Origin of the sequence: Candidatus Poriferisodalis sp. (genome assembly GCF_965214215.1) — a bacterium.
Classification (GTDB): Bacteria; Actinomycetota; Acidimicrobiia; order Acidimicrobiales; family Poriferisodalaceae; genus Poriferisodalis.
In genome coordinates this window covers 1,584,111-1,603,033 of record NZ_CBDCBD010000003.1, presented here as the reverse complement: position 1 = coordinate 1,603,033, position 18,923 = coordinate 1,584,111, and the positions used below count along the sequence as shown (strand labels likewise).

Genomic DNA, 18,923 nt, shown 5'->3' with positions numbered 1-18,923 from the left:
AGATCGCGCCGCCCCAGGATCGCTTTGGGTGCGTCAGCGCGAACACTCTCACGTGCGGGAATGGCCACCGGGCTGACCCACACCCAAAAGAGCAGATTATTCGGTGCGTTCAATCACGAACAGCGTCTGGTTGGGCTTGCCGACGACGACGGCGAGGTGCTCGCCCGCCCGGCCGACCTCGCCGTTCACCTGGTGCAGGTCCTCGTCTGAAACGGGACACACCTCCCATGACTGCTCGCCGTGCCGAAGCATCGCCTTGCCGTCGCTGACGTGCATCGACGTGGCCACATCCATGACGGTGGTCTCATGCAGGGCGACAACAGCAGCGCTGCCGTCGGCTGCGCGGCTCGGAGTCATCACCCGCAGGGGGACCCGATATCTCGGCGGGCTCATGTCTGCCCAAACCAAGCCGGCGCCCGATGCGGCAGCAGCGTGCGCATCGGCGTGAGCCTCCTCCTGCCAGAGGTGTGCGAGCCCGCCCTGCAGCGGTGCGTGCGGCCAGCTGTCGCGCCAGACCTCGTCCAACCGCCCGAGATCGGAGAGCAGGTCGGCGGCCTCGTCGGTCAACGGCTCAGCGTCCGACGCGGCCTCGCACTCGTCATCTAGCCACAGTCGTTCGGCACGCTCCAGTTCGATGCCAGCGTCGGTGACCCGAATCCGAGCTTCGAGCAGCTCCCAACCCACGCTCGAAGGCGTGCCGTCATCGACGCGCACGTAGCTCCATGTCTCGTCGGTGCGCACCGCCACCACCTGAGCCCGCGCGCATTCCAGCGGCCGGACCACGCCGAAGACCGCAAGCCGCCCAGTGTCGGACAGATCGACCGCCACGACTTCCATGTCGTCGGGCAGGCCCAGCGACTGCCAGTCCGCACCGTCGTAGGCGTACCAGTCGTCGGCTGTTCGGGCGAGGGCGTGCGACCCGCTGAACGAGTAACGCATAACCGCCGCGGGGACTGCGACCGGCGGCTTCACCACCGACACCGTCTGCGCGAAGACCACGCCTTGCCGACCGACGCCGGATGCATCGGACCCGCCGGGCAGCTCGGCATCGTCGGACGCGCCGAGAATGTCGGACTCGGCGGGCACTGCAGACTTGTCGGACTCGCCGGACTCGTCGGACATGGCGGAATCGTCGGTCATGGCCGAATCGGACAAGTCATCAACGAACTCGTCTGCAGCCGCCGCGACCGGTTCGTCGAGGAACTCTTCCTCGCTCATCTCGGCGTCAAGACGGGCGTCATTCTCCGCCGTCGCACCGAAATCAACGGGTTCTGGCAGCCCGTTGACCGCATCGCCTGCGGGCGTCGCTGCGTCAGCTTGGGACTCGGTCGCCACCGAATCAGAGAATTCGTCGATGCCCCCGTCTCGAAGGGTCGTGAGGCCCACCGCCGCGACTGCCACCAAAGCCAAAGCACCCGCACCAGCGCGCGCGGCCGTGCGCCGCCGCTGCAGCCGGGCGGCGCGAGCCTGCACGCCGGTGAGCGAGCCGGTGCCAAGCGGCATCGACGCTCCCACGCTGCGGAGGCGATCGCGGAGGCGGTCTTCGGCGGTCACGACGCTTCCTCCCCCGCTGGCGCCGCGTCGAGCACCTCGCGCAGCTGGTCCAGCCCCCGGCTGAGCCTGCTCTTCACCGTGCCCTCGGCGATGCCGAGCGCTTCAGCGGTCTCCGAGACAGACCAATCCAGGTAGAAACGCGCCACGATCACCGCCCGATGCACATCGTTCAGCGTCCCGAGCGCACGCTCGAGATCAAGGTCGCGCGTCCGGTCCTCGGTGGAGAACGGCTGGGCCATCAAGGTCCGCCGTTCCCGCTCACGCCGGACCCGTCGCAGCCATGAGCGAGCCCAGTTCAAGCCGACGCGGAACACCCAGCCCTGCGGATTCGCGTAGGCACTGACCTGTGCCCAGCGCTGGCACGCCCGGGCGAATGCCTCATCGGCCGCTTCGGCGCCCAGCGCTCCGTCTCGCAGCGCCAGCCCCAGCGCCCGCGCCAGCCCGTCGCGATGAGTCGCGTAGAAGTCCTCGAACCGAAGCGCCACTGTGTCGGCGGGCATCGCTCCGGCCGAGGGCGCGCCGTCAGCGGCACTCACCGTGAAGCCTGTCCGTGTCAAGCCTGAACTGATCGCGCCCGAGCCGGCCGTGCCCGAGCTGACTGTGCCCAAGCCGACCGCGCCCAATCCCGTCGAGCCCAAAGCTGTCAGCGAGGCGCCCATCGGCGCCGCATCGAAACGCGGGCCCAAGCTCGTCACTGCTCGGCATGTCGATGCGATGTGTGTGCCAGCCATTCCGAGCCCCCACGAAGACTGCCTGCCCCTTCAGACTCCCGCCGGACTGCTTCGGTTCCATGAAGATCGTCGCACGAACGTCATGGTCGACCGTCACTGCTGCGGGCGTGCACGGACTTCGGCCGCGGACGCATCCTCGATGAGCACGCCTGCATGGCGCAGCGCCTCGATTTCTGCACGCCCGGCCCCCAGCCACTCCCCCAGAACCTCGCCGTTGTGCTCGCCGAGATGAGGTGCCAGCGCTGCGGCCGTGATGCCGGAGGCCGCCGAAGTCTGCGCGGAAGCGCCGGTGAAGCGGTACGGCGTCTGGGTCACCCGTCGGGTGCCGCCGTCGCGGGCATCGATTTCGACTGATGAACCGCGATGGAGCGCCGTCGGCGAGGTGTGCGCCTCCGCAGTCGTGCGAATGTCCCCCCACGCCAGATTGGCCGCGTCGAGGGCCGCCAGCATCTCCGCCCGGGTCTCAAACGAGCTCAGGAACGCATTGATCGCGTCGGTGCGGCACGCCCGCTTCGTCGCGATATCCGCGTCTGGAGGCGACGGGTCCGCGAGCGCATGGGTCTCGCTCAGCTGCCTCCAGATCCAGCGGAAGTCGCCTGCGGTCAACACCGGCCCGTCGACGCCTTCCCACACCAGCCCGCCCTGGGAGGTGTAGTTGCCGCCGTCGAGCCCGCTCTGGCTTCCCTCGTCAGTCGCGAGGAACGCTTCGAGCATCGCTATGTCGATGTGCTGGCCGTGCCCGGTCGTCTCGGCGACACGCAGTGCAGCGAGAACGCCGATGGCCCCGTGCAAAGCCGACGTGGTGTCGGCCACCGCCAGGTACGGCTCTTGGAGCGGTTGCTGATGGATGCGTGCGGTGCGAGCCATCCAGCCCGACTCGCCGTGCAGCACCGCCGCATAGGCGGCCCGCTGCGAGTCGGGGCCGTCTTGGCCGAAACCGCTGATCGACAGCATCACCAGCGCCGGGTTCACCTCGCACAGCTCCGCGAACGACAGACCGTGACGCGCCATGACACCGGGGCGGAAGTTCTCGACAAGCACGTGGGCGTGCGCGACAAGCCGCCTCACCATCTCGGGTCCACCCTCCGCGCGCAGGTCGATGCAGACGTTGCGCTTGCCGACGTTCTGCTGGGTGTAGAAGCCGGCGAGCCCGGCGCGGTTCACGCCCCACAGGCGCGAGATGTCGCCCTCGGGCGGCTCGACCTTCACGACGTCGGCGCCGAGGTCGCTGAGAATGCGCCCGGCGAACGGCCCTGCCAGAACGCGGCTCATGTCGACGACGCGGATGCCTGCCAGCGGTTTCATCGGCGCTCGCTTCCTCTGCTTCCGTCACTGTCGTGTTGCGTCGGGCCGGTGCCCGACTCGGCTGTGGGCGACTCTGCGACTTCCGACTCCGCTGTGGTCCGCTCTGCTGTGTTCAACTTGGCCTGCCTCAACGCGGACGATCGCCCGCGATCGTCACCCGGAGCATGTGGCGCCGCTGGCCGTGGTAGTCGTTCAGCGCATAGTGCTGGACGCTGCGGTTGTCCCACATGGTCAGCGTTCCCGGCGCCCAGCGCACCCGGCAGGTGAACTGCTCGCTCACGGCATGGCGCCACAGCATCTCGAGCATTGCCTTGGACTCATGACGGCGCATGCCCGAGATCGCCTCGGTGAACGCCCGATTCACATACAGCGCCTTCGCGCCAGTCTCGGGATGGGTCCGCACGACCGGGTGAGTCAGGCTTGCGTGAGCATCGTCGGACACGTCGACGCTCATCGAGCTGTACTGGCCGGCGTTCTGGTCCGAGTCGCCTCCGCCGCCGTACTGGCGGGCCGCCGAGTGCACCGCGCTGAGGCTCTCAGCGAAGCGCTTCATCGTGTCGGACAGCCCCAGGAAGGCCGCCTGCTGGTTGGCGAACAGCGTGTCCCCTCCGAAATTCGGCACCTCGACCGCGTACAGCGCCGTGGCCATCGGCGGGCACTCCAGAAATGACATCTCCGAATGCCAGCCGCCGCCGAAGTTCACGGTCTCATGGGGCTCCTTGATGACCGGCACCACCTCCGGCTCGGCCGATGTGCCGCCGAGGTAGGGGTGACGCTCCAGCTCGCCGAAGCGACGGCCGAAGCTGGCCAGGTCGCCGGCTTGCATCTGTTGGTCGCGCAACACGACCACTTGGTAAGCGCACAGTGCGTCGCGTATCGCGGCGACGTGCGCCTCGTCGAGGCCGTTGACATCGAGACGGCCGCCCCCCGCCGCCCGCAGCTCCGCGCCGAGCGCTCCCGCCAGGGGCCGGACATCGAGCAGTCCTGAACTGGGCTGCCGCAGATGGGATTGCGCCGGATCGGGCTGACGCCGGGGTGACACCGTTGTGCTCATCGGACTGTCCTCATCGGATCGGGTGCCCCCGCTGCGGTACGCGGGACGCTCCCGCAGCCGCGGCGGCCAGCGGGTCTGCGTCGCGCAGGCGCCGTGCCACTTCCCCCGCCGCAAGGATCGCCTCGGTGGGGTCAGGGCCGCAAGGGGTCATGTTCACATGTCGGCAGCCCGCTTCCAGGTACGGCATGAAGAACTCCACGATGTCGTCGACGGTGCCGTAGGGCGTGTACTTCTCGAAGGCCTTGAACGGCACGCGGTAGAAGCGTTCCAGCTCGGGGGCGACGCAGTTCGCCGCCTCTTCGGGGTTGTCGCCGATGCCGACCCACAGCTGGATGCCGTGGTCGGGGACATCGGGCGGTGCGCCGGGGACGGCTCGCTCGCTGGCCGCGGTCTGCGAGTACAGACGCAGCGCGGCCCGGTAGTGCTCGACGGTGCACCAGATGCCCAGCCAGCCGTCGGCAAAACGGCCGGCGCGGCGGATTGCGGCATCGGAGCGCCCGCCGACGTAGGTCGGGATGGGCGGGTCGGGCACCGGGATGATGCGCGCCTGTGACATCGAGAAGAACTCGCCGTGGTGATCGACTGTCTCGCCGCCCAGCAGCCGCAGCACAATCTCAAGCGACTCGTCGGTGCGCCGCCCTCGGGTGCGTGGGTCGACGCCACACAGCTCGACCTCGTGGCGGTCGTCTCCGCCGATGCCGACACCGAAGCTGATGCGCCCGGGTGCCATCTCGGCCAGGTTCGCGAGCTGGCGGGCGACGGGAACCGGATGACGAAGCGGCAGCAGGTACACACCGAGGTAGACGCCCAGACTCGGGTGCAGATTCGCAAGCGCCGCTGCGGTGACCATGCCGTCATTGCCGTGCCCGATCCGGAAGCTGACATGGTCGGCGAAGAACATGGTGTCGATGCCGGCATCGGCGACCAGCTCCACCAAGCGGCGGCGCTCGTCCCACGGGCGTGACCAGAGCTTGACGTCGGGGGTGACGCCGACACGGATGGGCGGCACCGCGCCACGACCGGTCGAATCGCCGTCAGTCGAATCACGGTCAGTCACGTCACGGCCGGTCGAGTTCATGTTGACGGGCTCATTCTGCGTTGCCTGAGGGTCCGGCGGGTGAGGCTGCGGGCATGGCCGGGGTGTCCCAGAGCACCGGCAGGTGCTTGAAGCCGTGCTGGAAGTTCGACAGCAAGCGTTCTGGCGGGCGGTCGGGATCGAGCCGCAGGTTCGGCATACGCCACAGCGCCTCGGTGAACATGGCCGACATCTGCCGCCGCGCCAAGTGCGCACCCAGGCAGAAGTGCGGGCCGGCCCCGAAGGTGAGGTGGTCGTTCGGGCTGCGCTCGATATTGAACCGGTCGGGCTCGGCAAACACTGCAGGGTCTCGATTGGCCGCCACATGGAAGACCACGACCTTCTCACCGGCGTTCACCAAGCGGCCGCCGAGCTCGACGTCACGTGTCGCAGTGCGACGAAAATGCACCACCGGCGGTATGTATCGCAGCATCTCCTCGATGGCACCCCGCAGCAGCTCGGGCTCGGCGAGCAGCTTGGCGAGCTGGTCACGGTGGGTCAACAGCGCCCACAAGCCTCCGGGTATCCCGTTGCGCAACGTCTCGTTGCCCGCCACGGCGAAGAGGAAGAACATGGTCTCGAATTCTTCGTTGGTGATGGCGCCCTCGGCGTCGTCGGCCGCCAGCAGGAGCGAGACCACGTCGGCGCCCGGCTCGGCCCGCTTGTAGTTCGCCAGATCGTGTGCGTAGGCGTACATGTCTGCGAGGCCCTCGCGGGAGCGGGGGTCGGGCATACGGCCGTCGGGGTCAGGGCGGATCGCCGCCCGCACCTCTCGTGAGCGTCGCGCCATCTCGGTACCCGTCGCTGGATCGAACGCATCGGAGACCGCGTACTCGGCGTCTTGGTAGCCGATGACGCGGTTGGACCAGTCGAACAGCAGCATCCGGTCCTCGCTCGGCACACCCATGATGTCGGCGAGCGTCAGCAGCGGCAGCTCCGCTGAGACCTCTTTGGCGAAGTCGGCACGGCCCCGGTCCACGACTGCGCTCACCAGGCGCTCGGCACGGGCCGAGATGGTGGCCTCGAGCTGCGCGACGGCACTCGGTGTGAACGAACGCATCAGCAGGCGCCGCAGCCGGGTGTGCTGCGGCGGGTCCTGGTTGAGCATCATCCGCTGGACGAATTCGAGCATTGCAGCGGTCTGGGGGTCGCGGATCTGCGTGGCGCCGAGGTGGGAGGAGAACGTGGCGGGGTCGCGCAGCACTCGGTTCATCAGCTCGTGGGTGAGCACCGCCCAGAAGCCGGGTCCGGCCTCCCAGCCCATCAGCTCCGGTTCGGGCACCCAGTGAACCGGTGCGTGTGCCCGCAGATCGGCGATCAGGCCATGGGGCACGCCATCGAGATAGGTGCGTGGATCGAACAGCGGCGTCGGGTCGAGCGCAGACGTGAGCTCTGATGCGCTTTCGGTCGCAGCAACATCAACCGACATAGGTCTCAGCCTGCCATCACCCGACGCGACAGCAGACCTGCGGTGCCGCTGCGCTGAACCCGACCAGCCGACATGTGTCTCAGCCTGTCATCTCAGGGCGTGATGGCCGCGCAGCGTCAGATGCAGCAGGCAGCGCGGCGCCGACGCCGGGCGGGGCCGAAGCACCTCGCTGGGAGTCATCGTCTCTGTGGGGAGGTGCGGGGGGCTTGGCCAGCACGAAGAAGATCATGCCGAGGGCCGTCATGGCCGACAGCAGGATGAAGGCGGGAACGTAGCTGCCGGTCATGTCGGCGATCCAGCCGCCGACCAACGGCCCGAGAACGGTGCCGGTCATGACGATGGTCGAGCTGATGCCCATGATCGTGGCGAACGACGACGAGCCGAAGTAGTCGGCTCGCAGCGCCTGCATCAGCGGGCCGCGTGCGCCCCACGCCAGTCCGTGCAGCACCACGAACAGCGCCACGACTGTCACGTTGGGCGACCAGGCCAGCAGCAGCAGGCCGCCCGCGTGGCCGCACATGGCCACCGACGCGATGAGCCGCTTGTTGATGCGGTCTCCGAGATAGCCGCCGAGGGCCATGCCCCCGAGCTGGACGAACGGGAGCGACGCCGCCACGAAGCTGGCCTGCTGCAAGGAGTAGCCACGCTCCGCGGTCAAGAAAAGCTGCAGGTGCGCCATCACCACGCCCACTACGAACAGCGCGCTCATGTGCCCGAGCGAGATCATCCAGAACGCCCGCGTGCGCAGGGCCTCGCCTGCGGTGAAGTGGATGTCGCTGACGCCCTCGGCGCGCACCGTCGTGCCGCTCGCCACCACGTGCGCCCCGCCGTCGATTTCCTGGCCGAAGTCCTCAGGACGTCCTTCGAGGTACTTGGCCAGCCACCATGCTGCCGCAGCGCCCGCAACCCCGGCGACCGTTGCTGTGGCCCGCCAGCCGAAGTACGAGAACGACAGCACGATCAGCGGCACGCACATCCCGCCAATGCCCAAGCCCATGCCGCCCACCGAGAGCGCACGTGCTCGCAGCCGCTCGAACCAGCGCACGATCGAGACCGTCACGGTCACGAAGCCGCAGAAGCTCGAACCCACGGCAATGAGCATGAATGCGGCATAGAACTGCCACAGCGAGTGGACCTGTCCGAAGAACACAAAGCCGGCGGCCATGAACACGGCGCCGGTGCGGGCGATGGCGCGAGGGCCGAAGCGGTCGAGCAGCCAGCCTTGCGCCGGCCCCAGCAGCGCCGTCTCGGCACGGTTCATCGCCACCGCGCCCGACAAGGCGGTTTTGCTCCAGCCGAACTCTCGCTGCAACTCCACGAGATAGGAGCCCGAAGCGTGCATGAACAGGGCCGATTGCAGGCCCTGCATCATTCCTCCCGCACCCACCACCTTCCATCCGCGGAAGGCGGTGCTGCGTTTGGACATCGATACATCCTGCCCGAACCGACGACTGTTGCGTCGGGACGCGCACGGAAGCGTCTGAGCACGAGGCGCAGTCGGCTGTCGGCCTATCGTTCGGGTTCGCTCTGCTGACCCGTCAGCGCCACCGACAGGACGCCAGACCATGACGACGCTTATCAAGGGAGGAACGGTTGTCGGCCCGACCGGCGCGGCGCCGGCCGAGGTGCTGATCGACGGCGAGCAGGTCGCGGCGGTGCTGCTGCCCGGCAGCGAGATTGCGGCTGCCGCCGAACGGGGCGCCCAAGTCGTCGATGCAACGGACCGGCTCGTGGTGCCGGGCGGCGTCGACGTGCATACCCATATGTCTCTGCCGATCGGCCCGACGCAATCGTCGGACACGTTCGAGACCGGCACGCGGGCGGCGGCGTGGGGCGGAACCACCACGATCGTGGACTTCGTGACCCAGAGCCAGGGCGAGAACGTCCGGGCCTGCCTCGATGCCCGCATGGCCGAAGCCGAGGGGCGCTGCGCCATCGACTACGGCATGCACATGATCCTCGGCGACGTCACCGCCAGCGCGCTCACCGAGATGGACCTGCTGGTCGACGAGGGCATCACGAGCTTCAAGCTGTTCATGGCGTATCCAGGGCGGCTGCTGTCCGACGACGGCCAGATATTGCGCGTCATGCAGCAAGCGGCCGGCAACGGCGGGCTGATCATGATGCACGCCGAGAACGGCTTGGCCATCGACGTGCTGGCTGCGCAGGCCTTCGAGCGGGGCGAGACCGCTCCGGTCAACCACGGCTATGTGCGTCGCCCCGAGCTCGAATCCGAAGCCACCCATCGGGCCATCCAGCTGGCCAAGGTGGGTGCAGCGCCGCTGTACATCGTGCATCTCTCGGCCGCCGAGGCCCTTGAGCAGGTGGCGCTGGCGCGCGACGCGGGCATGAACGTGTTCGCCGAAACCTGCCCGCAGTACCTGCACTTCAGCTTGGAAGAGCACCTCGACCGGCCCGGTTTCGAGGGCGCTGCCTACGTGTGCTCGACTCCGATCCGCTCTCATGAGCAAGGCCACCAGAACGCCTTGTGGAAGGGGCTGCGCACCAACGACCTGGCCGTCGTGTCCACCGACCACTGCCCGTTCTGCATGAAGGAGCAAAAGGAGCTGGGCGTCGGCGACTTCCGGGCGATCCCCAACGGCATCGGCGGCGTCGAACACCGCATGGACTTGATCTTCCAGGGCGTGGTCACCGGCGAGATCGGCTTGGCCCGCTGGGTGGAGCTGTGCGCCACAACCCCGGCCCGCATGATGGGCCTGTACCCCCGCAAGGGGATCATCGCGGCTGGCTCGGACGCCGACGTCGTGATCTATGACCCCGAGCATCGCTGGAGGATCAGCGTCGACAATCACCACATGAACATCGACCATTCGGCCTACGAGGGTGTCGAGGTGACGGGCCACGTCGACACGGTGTTCTCGCGTGGACGCAAGATTGTCGACGACGGCCAATACCTGGGCCGAGCCGGTGACGGCAGGTACCTGCCCCGGGGTCTCTGCCAATACTTGCAGTGAGTCGCTGAGCCGGCCCGAGCGCCCTGGCTCAGCTCCGGACCTGCGCTCAAGCGCGCGCGAGACGCCGTCGCCTCAGCATGTGTCCATGGCGAGCTCGTCGAGGTCGTTGTCTGCGACGTCCAGGAACGCAGCCGGTATGCACCCCGTGAAGTCGTTGCTCGAGAGGTAGAGCACCGCGAGATCGGGAAGGTCGAGCAATACCGCGGGGATCGGCCCGCTGAGCAGGTTGTTGTCCAGGTGCAGCTGTTCCAGCTTGATCAGATTGCCCAGCGCTCGCGGGATCTGACCGTTGAACTGGTTGTTGTCCAGTCGCAATTGCTCGAGGTTGCTCAGAGCGCCCAGCTCGGTTGGGATGGCACCGCTCAACTGGTTGCGGTTGACGCTCAAGTAGGTCAGCTCTGCCAGGTTGCCCAGCTCGGCGGGGATCGCGCCGGTCAGCGAATTCTGGTCGAGCACCAGGCGTTCGAGGTCGGCGAGACTGCCCAGCTCCTTCGGTATTTCGCCCGTCAGGCGGTTCCTGTCAAGTTGCAGCCGCTCCAGCTCGGCCAGGCCGCCGAGTTCTTCTGGTATCTCCCCGGTCAGCCGATTGCCGTGGAGATACAACCACTTCAGCTTGGACAGATTGCCGAGTTGGGCCGGGATCTCTCCGGTGAGATCGTTGTCGTTCAGGTACAGGTACTCAAGCCGGTCGAAACTGCCGAACCCCGGCGGAATTTCGCCGGCCAGCCGGTTGCCGTCCAACCCCAACACGACCAAGTTGGCCAAGTTGTTCAGCTCCGTCGGGATCTCACCGGTGAACTGGTTCTCCCGCAGCCACAGATACCGCAGGTTGACGAGATTGCCGAGTTCGACGGGAATCTCCCCGGTGAGCTCGTTCTCATCGACGTCGAGCGTCCTGAGGTTGACGAGTTTGGCGAGTTCGACCGGGATCGGGCCGGACAGCTCGTTGCGCCACAGCTCCAAGTTGGTGAGATTGGTCATGGTGCCGAACTCCGCGGGTATGGGACCACTCAGCATGTTGCGGTCCACCGACAGGACGCGCAGTTCAGCGAGATCAGTCAATTCGAGCGGCAGCAGTCCGGTCAGTTCGTTGCCGTCGAGATCCAGAACGCTGAGTTTCGCCATGCCGCCGAGCTCTTTGGGGATCTCGCCGCTGAGATCGTTGTGCACCAATGCCAGGACACGCAGATCGTCCAGCCCGGCCAGCTCCGGCGGAATCTCGCCCGTCAGGTCATTGTTCCCCAGGTGCAGTGAGCGCAGTCTGGACAGCCCGGCCAGCTCCGGCGGAATCTCACCTGACAAGTCATTGTTGTTGAGGTACAGAACGAGCACGCAGCCGTCGCTGTCGGTGGACACACCAAACCACTCGTCGAGAGGGGCGCTCTCGTTCAGCCAGTTGACGCTGATGCGCCAATCGGGGCCGCCGGTGGCATGGTGGAACGCTCCCAGCGTCGCTCGGTCGCTTGCGCACGCAGCCGGACCGCCGGGCAGGCGCACCAGCTCGGACCACAGTGACCACTGGGGCTCGCCGTAGCGCTGATCGCTGGCGCCGACGATGAACCAGTACGAAGAACCGGGCGTCAAGTGTTCCACGGTGTGCTGCGCCTGGCCCGTGTTGGCGACGCTCACCGATGTGAAGGCGGCCATCCAGTCTTCGTCGGCGGCTGTCGCTGCGTCGTAGTCGGCTTTGGAGAGCCAGCCGATGCGGTAGTAGCTCGCATCCGCGACTGGACTCCAACTGACGACGACCTCGCCGGCCTCGGGTCCCACAGTGACCTGCGGACGCTGCTGAGCCGACGGAGCCGGTTGCGCAGACGCGACGGTCGTGCCCGCAACGAGCATCGCTATCACGACCGCTGCCAGTACCGCCAGCGAGGGAGATTTCGAAGCGGATCGCCGCCGCATGGGTGCTGTGATCTGGGCTGGATGTGCCGCCATGATGCGCCTCCTTGGCCGTCGCCAACAATAGGGAGCCGATCCCCGTCGCGCTGTCCCCCGGAGGCGCGTAGCCCCTCGAGCACATAACGCCACTTTGCGTATTCGACAGAATCGTGTGATTCTGCCGAATTCGGGTGGAGGTTCCGACATGCGACGGCTCACTCGTCGTCGTGTCAACCAAGACGGATCAGGCTTCGGCAAGCCCGCTCAGGGCCGAAGACCGGCGCTTGGTCCGTCTGCTGGGACGGATGCCGCTGGCGAGCGCTCACAATCTGGCGCCGATCCTTGGGCGGCATGTGCGCCGGGTGCGAACCCGACTGGGTGTGTTGCAGCGCGCCGGCTGGATCGAATCGATGAACGTCGGGATGACCGAACCGCGGGGGTCTCGACGCCTACGCGAGCGACCACGACGCGCACGAGCGAGCTGCCGACCGTGTCTTCTACGGCGACCCCAACTACGAGGCGACGCCGTCCGCGCAGGTCATCCTGGCTGCAGACTCATGGGCTGCTCACCTGGCACAACGCGAGTTCGCCCGCGATACGCAGCCGCTGATCTGCACCCCTGATGGGCTTTGGGGCGACCCCGTCGAGCTGCGACCCTCCGGCGACTGGGTCGACGATCCGGTCACGCCGATGGAGGTCGGGCTCATCGACCGTTTCGACGGCCGTTGCTATCTCGCCGAGCGGGGCCTGCGGCGGGCGGCCAACGTGAGCCGGCTGCAGGCGTCGGCGCTCATCCGGCGACATGGCGCGTACCTGCGGCCCGCCTTCGTGCACCGCCAGCGTCGCCACGACGGCGGCGTCAACCGATTGGTCCTGCAATTCGCTGCCGAGGGCTCAGCGGCGTTCGTGGGCTGGAGGGGGGAGATCAACGTGCCCGGCGTTACCCAGATCAGGCCCGACCTGGTGGTGCTGGTAGCCGACGGGCCGCTCGGCAGCGGCGCCTACTGCCTCGAGTACGAGCGCAGCGCCACCACTCCCTCCGAGATCTTCGAAAAGATCAGCCCCTACCGAAAGTGGCTCTTCGCGTTTTAGCGTGGGGTGAGGGTGTCGAGCAGGGTCCAGTCGGGTTTTCCTGCGTAGAGCAGGACTCGGGTGCGGTAGTGGTCGAAGTTGGTGATCCCGAACGACACGCGCTTGATCAGCTTGGCCAGGTTGTTGGCTGCTTCGGTGGGACCGTTGGTCACTCGTGAGCGGTGCCAGTTGGTGATCGGGGTGCGCCAGGTGCGTAGCGTGCGGCCGAGCTTGTTCAGCTCCGGCGAGTACGCCTCGTCGCGCAGGTCGCGGGACAGCTCGTCGAGCGCTTCGAGAGCGGTCTTGTGGTCGCCGATGCGGTAGGTCATGCGAAGGGTTTCCTTGGCGTGCCAGGCGTCGCGGACCTCGCCGCGGGGGTCGCCGGCTGCGAGCAGGCCGCGCAGCTTCGCCTCGCCGCGTTGGGTGACGCGTTCGTGGGCTTTGAGCAGAAGCCGCCGTATCCGATACAAGGGATCGTCTTTGGTGCCGCGTCCGCCGGTTGTCTCGTTCTGGACGCGTCTGCGCACCTCGTCGACGGCCGAGTTGGCGAGCTTGACGACATGGAACGGATCGGCGACCTGGATCGCTTTGGGCAACGCGTCGGTGAACGCCTTGCGGTACGGGCCCGACAGGTCCATGACTGCCCAGCGCACCCGGGCTCGCCATCTCGACGTGCGTCCCTGGATCCATCTGGTAGCGCCCTTAGCGCTCTTACCAGCGACTATGTCCAGCAGCTTGCCTTTTCCGGCGTCCACGATGGTGGTGCCCCAGTGCTGTTCGCGGTACCGGCCGCGTCGGAACATCAAGATCTCATCGAGACCCAAAGCGGTCACCCCGTCAATGCGCGAGGCGTCGGCTTCGAGCAGCGCTTGGCCCCAACGCTGCACCGCAGCCATCGCGGTGTGCCAGTTGCAGCCCAGCTCGGCCGCGATCTCTTTGATCGCGCGTCCCGCACCGGCGCGGCGGGTCGCCCAACGCGCAGCCCGGCTGGTCATGCGCCCCCTGGGCGGCGCGATGGCGGGCTGCTGATCGGTGAACGTGCGCACCGCACAGCCCTGATGGGGGCACAGCCAGCGGCGCTTGCGCCACACCAGCTTCACCGCCCGCCCGAACGCCGGCAGATCAGCGAGGCGCACCCCATTCGCCCCGTGAGCCCACACCCGCCCGCCGCAGCCCCCACAGCACGGCCGATCCGTCAGCGCTATCACGACCTCGAGCGGGCCGCCGCGGCCGCCCCCAACATCGCGCACCGCGACACCCGGACCCAAACCGACGATCAGCAACAACGCACGCGTACAGTCAACAGCCACAGGGATCCTCCAGATCTCGGGGTCTCAACACCTCCGATTCTGGGGGATCCCTCCCTATCGAGCCGGGACCCTCAAACGCTCACCCCACGCGCAAACGCGAAGCGCCCCGAAAGTGCGCCGCCATCGGACGTCACGTCCCCCTGCTGATGGTGTGCGAGACCGAGCGGGCCGCCGAGCGATTCGCCGAGTACGACGCCCTGGTGCCCCTGTTGGTGACCCACACCGCGGTGGTCGAAACGGGCCGACTTACCGGCGACGTCACCGTCTGGCGGCGGCGCAACTCCGAAGCGGTGTCGCTGCACTGCCGCCGCTAGACAGCCGCGCTCAGGCCGTGCGCTTGGCTCAATACTCGGCGGGTGGACCTGCTGTTGAGCATCGCCGACCCGCGGTTCTCGACGATGGTCGCCCACTTTCATGGCCAGACTTGGAACAGCACCACGGTCGCCTGCCCCGTCGACGTCTCGGCGAGCGCCTTGCGCCGGGTCGATCGCTGAGCTGTAGCAGTTTGCTACAGTCGCCTCGGAGGTTGTGGCATGGCTACGAGTTCACCGGTGCGAGTCGATGAGGAGATCCACGCGTGCGCTGCCGCTGTGGCGCCTGCGATGAGCCGCAGCACGGCACAGCAGATCAGCCACTGGGCTCGCATCGGCAAGGAGTTCGAACTGGCACCCGACGTGTCACTTCGGGACATCGAGCAGGTTCTCGCCTGCGATTCCTCCTACGACGATCTCACCAGCCGCGAGCAGGCGATCGTTCGGGCCGAGTGGGCCGAACGAACCGAGCAGCGCCGACGCACCCTCGATCTCGTCGCTGAGTTCGAAGCAGCGGGGATGTCCTATGTCGAGCAGGACGACGAGGGCACGATTATCCGGCGCCAGCCCTGAAGATCGCTGTTCTGCTGACACGGGCGCCTTCCGATGCCCACACCGGTCCTGCACGTCATCGCCGGCCCGAACGGCGCCGGCAAGAGCACCTTCCAACGCAGCGTGCTCGCTCCGTCCACGCTCGAGTTCGTCAACGCCGACCACATTGCCGCGCAGCGTTGGCCCGACGCTGAGGCGGCACATGCGTATGACGCGGCGAGCCTTGCCGAGCAGCGGCGAGCGGAACTGCTTGACGAGCACACGTCGTTCGTGGCCGAGACGGTGTTCTCCCACGAGTCGAAGGTCGAATTGCTCCGCCGTGCGTCCGAGGCGGGCTACATCGTGGTGCTCCACGTGATCCTCGTCTCCGAGGCGCTCGCGGTAGCACGCGTCGAGCACCTCGTGGCGAACGGAGGGCACTTCGTCCCCGAAGACAAGATCCGATCTCGCCACCGACGGCTCTGGAGCCACGTCGCGCGAGCAGCCGGCATCGCCGACGAGACCATCGTCTACGACAACTCGTCGGCGACGAACCCGTACAAAGTCGTTGCCGCCTACCGATCAGGCTCGCCAGTACGGCAACCGACGTGGCCCCCATGGGCACCAACGGAACTCGTGAACCTCTGATTTACGCCGCCGCTCCCGACTACAAACAAGCGGCTTGCCGGAGTATTCACGGGCGCGACAAAGTCGATGCCAGCAACGGCAATGAAGGACCGATCAATTGACCGACGAGACCGCGCGAAAAGCCTCGAAACCGCGTCTCCCGGAGCCGCTTCAATGAAGGGCCGACCAGTTGATCCGCCATACGCTCTACCCGGATAGCCGCAGGCACCCTCGACGCCACCGCTTCAATGAAGGGCCCTCCAATTGATCGGCCATACAAGGCGGGCGTCATCCCGGACGTGTCCGGCATCGCCACGCTTCAATGAAGGGCCGACCAATTGATCCGCCATACGAGTGGCATGCCGTCGCCTCGATGGCGGCCACGCGAGCGCTTCAATGAAGGGCCGACCAGTTGATCGGCCATACGCGCAAGGCACCGGCGGCAACAACACGCTGATCTGGGTGCTTCAATGAAGGGCCGACCAGTTGATCGGCCATACCAGGCAACACCGCCTTCGACATGCAGCAGGTCGATCTAGCTTCAATGAAGGGCCGACCAGTTGATCGGCCATACCAAGGCCCCCCCCGGCACCGCGGGGTCACTGGCACTGGCGCTTCAATGAAGGGCCGACCAGTTGATCGGCCATACCACCGGCAGTGACGTGACACGATGCGGCTGTCGGAGCTTCAATGAAGGGCCGACCAGTTGATCGGCCATACGAGCGATCTCGGCGGGGTCCAAGTTGAGCTGATCGCGGCTTCAATGAAGGGCCGACCAGTTGATCGGCCATACACCGGCCCGTCGTGACGGTCACCTGCACGCGTGACCTGCTTCAATGAAGGGCCGACCAGTTGATCGGCCATACGTACTGGTTGTGTGTCTTGCGGTCGTTGACGCTGCGCTTCAATGAAGGGCCGACCAGTTGATCGGCCATACGAGGGCCGGGCGTCGGCCCGATGTCCGGGGGCACGCCGCTTCAATGAAGGGCCGACCAGTTGATCGGCCATACTTCGTTGACCTGCTCGATCCAATAGAGCGCCGCCCAGCTTCAATGAAGGGCCGACCAGTTGATCGGCCATACCAGTGATGTTGCAGAGTCATTCGGGAAAGCTGCACCAGCTTCAATGAAGGGCCGACCAGTTGATCGGCCATACGAGCGCGCCGCCGCTTCGTCGGGAGGGAATCATCGATGCTTCAATGAAGGGCCGACCAGTTGATCGGCCATACCCCCGTCGCCGGCACCGACGTCACCCCCCAGACCCTGGCTCCAATGAAGGGCCGACCAGTTGATCGGCCATACCACCGGACCGGTCGCGGCGGGCACCGGAGCGAACGGGCTTCAATGAAGGGCCGACCAGTTGATCGGCCATACGACGCAGAGATCATGTCGCTGACCGGCGACTGAATGTGCTTCAATGAAGGGCCGACCAGTTGATCGGCCATACAACGATGTCGGTAGCTGAACTGCTGGCTGACCCGCAGCTTCAATGAAGGGCCGACCAGTTGATCGGCCATACCTCAGCCGGCGGCGCGGCAGGCGATCCACGCCAGGGCTTCAATGAAGGGCCGACCAGTTGATCGGCCATACCAGGACGGCTTCGACGCGGCCGACTGCGTGCGACGCGCTTCAATGAAGGGCCGACCAGTTGATCGGCCATACGCAATGCGCGCGGTAGGCGTGTCCGTTGTGGCGTTGCTTCAATGAAGGGCCGACCAGTTGATCGGCCATACTCATACCTCGCAGGCTAACGAACGACGGTGAACTCGCTTCAATGAAGGGCCGACCAGTTGATCGGCCATACCCATGGCACCGCGGCCCAGCGCCACGGTTGGCCAGGCGCTTCAATGAAGGGCCGACCAGTTGATCGGCCATACGTCGAAGCAGCCCACGAAGGCATCGGCAACGTGCTCCAGCTTCAATGAAGGGCCGACCAGTTGATCGGCCATACGGCCCGCTACGGGGCCGCTAGGCGCAAGCGTGCGGCCCGGCTTCAATGAAGGGCCGACCAGTTGATCGGCCATACCAATTATGACCACAATGGCACGCGAACTACCTCCGTGCTTCAATGAAGGGCCGACCAGTTGATCGGCCATACGACGGACAACACGACGGAGGGGCCGTTCACGTTGCCGCTTCAATGAAGGGCCGACCAGTTGATCGGCCATACCTGAGCGATGCTGTCGGCACGGCTGCGTCAGTTCGGCTTCAATGAAGGGCCGACCAGTTGATCGGCCATACTCCGACCCTGCCAGAGCGCAGTGCATGAGCACACCTGCTTCAATGAAGGGCCGACCAGTTGATCGGCCATACTCGGTGACAAGCTGCCCGATCCAGTAGCCCGCAGCCCAGCTTCAATGAAGGGCCGACCAGTTGATCGGCCATACCACTTCATCGACATGTCGAGCTACTCCTTCGCCGAGCTTCAATGAAGGGCCGACCAGTTGATCGGCCATACAGCCCGCAGCCGGGGCCGAATCGCTGCTGGCTCTGGGCTTCAATGAAGGGCCGACCAGTTGATCGGCCATACTCTTGATGAGGGTCTGTCCCTTGGTGCCGCCGTCGGGCTTCAATGAAGGGCCGACCAGTTGATCGGCCATACCGCTCTCGAATTATACTGGTGCTGACCAGCAGATTCGGGAGCGGTTGCGAGCGCTCCTCGCGCGGGAGCGCTCAGGAAGCTTTTCATTCGGTTGTCAAGGTGCAATTCAGGCCCATACCTCGGGGCTGCGAGCGCTCCCCGGAGATTGGGGCCTGACTGGACCGCTCGCATCAGACAATGACCGGTCCCGAGCTGGGTAATGGCGGTGCGTTGCCGAGAAAATCGAAGCAATCTCTGCCTCGTTCAGTAGGCATCCCGAGGTCGATGAAGGCAATCGTGTCCTCGTTGTGGTGGATAACATCGCCGAGTTCAGTCTTGAGACCAATGAGTTCGATGTTATCGAGATCACTTATGAACACACTGTAGTGCATTGGCCAACCGTACGCCTTCATAGCTTTGTGGACCTTCCGCAAGCGCTTCGGGTCGCTGATGTCGTAGGAAACGAGATAACGACGACGGCCGCTCACA

At 66.2% G+C, this 18,923-nt stretch carries 16 protein-coding genes and 1 CRISPR repeat array; of the genes, 6 read left to right on the top strand and 10 right to left on the bottom strand.

The annotated features are described in order from the left end of the window. Positions 1 to 96: 96 nt before the first annotated feature. From ACOOF5_RS09645 to ACOOF5_RS09615, 7 genes are all read right to left on the bottom strand, one after another. Complete coding sequence (locus tag ACOOF5_RS09645) at positions 97 to 1,554, bottom strand: hypothetical protein (protein ID WP_420438561.1); 1,458 nt, start codon at positions 1,552 to 1,554, stop codon at positions 97 to 99. Beyond that, complete coding sequence (locus ACOOF5_RS09640) at positions 1,551 to 2,249, bottom strand: RNA polymerase sigma factor (protein ID WP_420438559.1); 699 nt, start codon at positions 2,247 to 2,249, stop codon at positions 1,551 to 1,553. The genes ACOOF5_RS09645 and ACOOF5_RS09640 overlap by 4 nt, the downstream gene beginning before the upstream one ends. Positions 2,250 to 2,378: 129 nt before the next feature. Then, a complete protein-coding gene (locus ACOOF5_RS09635) occupies positions 2,379 to 3,590 on the bottom strand; it encodes a CaiB/BaiF CoA transferase family protein (protein WP_420438557.1) in 1,212 nt (403 codons plus the stop codon). 127 nt (positions 3,591 to 3,717) lie between these two features. Then, positions 3,718 to 4,644, bottom strand: coding sequence for a TauD/TfdA dioxygenase family protein (locus tag ACOOF5_RS09630; RefSeq protein ID WP_420438555.1), 927 nt, complete (start codon positions 4,642 to 4,644; stop codon positions 3,718 to 3,720). Between the two features lie 10 nt (positions 4,645 to 4,654). Continuing rightward, the gene (locus ACOOF5_RS09625) at positions 4,655 to 5,722 is read right to left on the bottom strand and encodes an LLM class flavin-dependent oxidoreductase (RefSeq protein WP_420438553.1); all 1,068 of its coding nucleotides are present in this window, start codon (positions 5,720 to 5,722) and stop codon (positions 4,655 to 4,657) included. A 10-nt stretch (positions 5,723 to 5,732) separates the two neighbouring features. Continuing rightward, entirely contained in the window at positions 5,733 to 7,148 is a 1,416-nt protein-coding gene (locus ACOOF5_RS09620) for a cytochrome P450 (protein WP_420438551.1), read from the bottom strand. A 79-nt stretch (positions 7,149 to 7,227) separates the two neighbouring features. Further along, the gene (locus tag ACOOF5_RS09615) at positions 7,228 to 8,574 is read right to left on the bottom strand and encodes an MFS transporter (protein WP_420438549.1); all 1,347 of its coding nucleotides are present in this window, start codon (positions 8,572 to 8,574) and stop codon (positions 7,228 to 7,230) included. A 139-nt stretch (positions 8,575 to 8,713) separates the two neighbouring features. Between ACOOF5_RS09615 and hydA the strand changes: the two genes are divergently transcribed. After that, positions 8,714 to 10,123, top strand: coding sequence for a dihydropyrimidinase (gene hydA, locus ACOOF5_RS09610; RefSeq protein ID WP_420438547.1), 1,410 nt, complete (start codon positions 8,714 to 8,716; stop codon positions 10,121 to 10,123). 72 nt (positions 10,124 to 10,195) lie between these two features. On the opposite strand, the gene ACOOF5_RS09605 is transcribed toward hydA, so the two are convergent. Further along, on the bottom strand, positions 10,196 to 12,061 hold the full coding sequence (locus ACOOF5_RS09605; protein WP_420438545.1) for a leucine-rich repeat domain-containing protein: 1,866 nt from the start codon (positions 12,059 to 12,061) through the stop codon (positions 10,196 to 10,198). Between the two features lie 633 nt (positions 12,062 to 12,694). Here ACOOF5_RS09605 and ACOOF5_RS09600 point away from each other — a divergent pair. Further along, a complete protein-coding gene (locus ACOOF5_RS09600) occupies positions 12,695 to 13,096 on the top strand; it encodes a hypothetical protein (protein WP_420438543.1) in 402 nt (133 codons plus the stop codon). On the opposite strand, the gene ACOOF5_RS09595 is transcribed toward ACOOF5_RS09600, so the two are convergent. Then, complete coding sequence (locus ACOOF5_RS09595) at positions 13,093 to 14,385, bottom strand: ISL3 family transposase (RefSeq protein WP_420437296.1); 1,293 nt, start codon at positions 14,383 to 14,385, stop codon at positions 13,093 to 13,095. The genes ACOOF5_RS09600 and ACOOF5_RS09595 overlap by 4 nt on opposite strands. 149 nt (positions 14,386 to 14,534) lie before the next feature. Between ACOOF5_RS09595 and ACOOF5_RS09590 the strand changes: the two genes are divergently transcribed. The 4 genes from ACOOF5_RS09590 to ACOOF5_RS09575 are packed head-to-tail and all read left to right on the top strand — an operon-like array spanning position 14,535 to position 15,875. Then, positions 14,535 to 14,699 carry a hypothetical protein gene (locus tag ACOOF5_RS09590; RefSeq protein ID WP_420438541.1) on the top strand — a complete coding sequence of 55 codons (165 nt, stop codon included), beginning with the start codon at positions 14,535 to 14,537 and terminating at the stop codon, positions 14,697 to 14,699. A 42-nt stretch (positions 14,700 to 14,741) separates the two neighbouring features. Further along, entirely contained in the window at positions 14,742 to 14,879 is a 138-nt protein-coding gene (locus ACOOF5_RS09585) for a hypothetical protein (protein WP_420438539.1), read from the top strand. A gap of 39 nt (positions 14,880 to 14,918) precedes the next feature. After that, positions 14,919 to 15,269 (top strand): TA system antitoxin ParD family protein, encoded by a 351-nt coding sequence (locus tag ACOOF5_RS09580; protein WP_420438537.1) that lies wholly within the window; start codon positions 14,919 to 14,921, stop codon positions 15,267 to 15,269. A gap of 33 nt (positions 15,270 to 15,302) precedes the next feature. Beyond that, positions 15,303 to 15,875, top strand: a complete 573-nt coding sequence (locus tag ACOOF5_RS09575; protein ID WP_420438535.1) for a zeta toxin family protein — start codon at positions 15,303 to 15,305, stop codon at positions 15,873 to 15,875. A 147-nt stretch (positions 15,876 to 16,022) separates the two neighbouring features. Then, positions 16,023 to 18,455: direct repeats of the CRISPR family, unit length 36 nt; unit sequence GCTTCAATGAAGGGCCGACCAGTTGATCGGCCATAC. Between the two features lie 170 nt (positions 18,456 to 18,625). On the opposite strand, the gene cas2 is transcribed toward ACOOF5_RS09575, so the two are convergent. Further along, positions 18,626 to 18,922 carry a CRISPR-associated endonuclease Cas2 gene (gene cas2 / locus ACOOF5_RS09570; protein ID WP_420438533.1) on the bottom strand — a complete coding sequence of 99 codons (297 nt, stop codon included), beginning with the start codon at positions 18,920 to 18,922 and terminating at the stop codon, positions 18,626 to 18,628. Position 18,923: the final 1 nt, after the last annotated feature.

What these genes read in the sequence shown, in the direction of transcription:
- hydA (WP_420438547.1), top strand. Translation starts at nt 8,714, where the DNA reads ATGACGACGCTTATCAAGGGAGGAACGGTTGTCGGCCCGACCGGCGCG.
- ACOOF5_RS09580 (WP_420438537.1), top strand. Translation starts at nt 14,919, where the DNA reads ATGGCTACGAGTTCACCGGTGCGAGTCGATGAGGAGATCCACGCGTGC.
- ACOOF5_RS09575 (WP_420438535.1), top strand. Translation starts at nt 15,303, where the DNA reads ATGCCCACACCGGTCCTGCACGTCATCGCCGGCCCGAACGGCGCCGGC.
- ACOOF5_RS09630 (WP_420438555.1), bottom strand. Translation starts at nt 4,644, where the DNA reads ATGAGCACAACGGTGTCACCCCGGCGTCAGCCCGATCCGGCGCAATCC.
- ACOOF5_RS09605 (WP_420438545.1), bottom strand. Translation starts at nt 12,061, where the DNA reads ATGGCGGCACATCCAGCCCAGATCACAGCACCCATGCGGCGGCGATCC.
- ACOOF5_RS09625 (WP_420438553.1), bottom strand. Translation starts at nt 5,722, where the DNA reads ATGAACTCGACCGGCCGTGACGTGACTGACCGTGATTCGACTGACGGC.
- ACOOF5_RS09620 (WP_420438551.1), bottom strand. Translation starts at nt 7,148, where the DNA reads ATGTCGGTTGATGTTGCTGCGACCGAAAGCGCATCAGAGCTCACGTCT.
- ACOOF5_RS09635 (WP_420438557.1), bottom strand. Translation starts at nt 3,590, where the DNA reads ATGAAACCGCTGGCAGGCATCCGCGTCGTCGACATGAGCCGCGTTCTG.
- ACOOF5_RS09600 (WP_420438543.1), top strand. Translation starts at nt 12,695, where the DNA reads ATGGAGGTCGGGCTCATCGACCGTTTCGACGGCCGTTGCTATCTCGCC.
- ACOOF5_RS09615 (WP_420438549.1), bottom strand. Translation starts at nt 8,574, where the DNA reads ATGTCCAAACGCAGCACCGCCTTCCGCGGATGGAAGGTGGTGGGTGCG.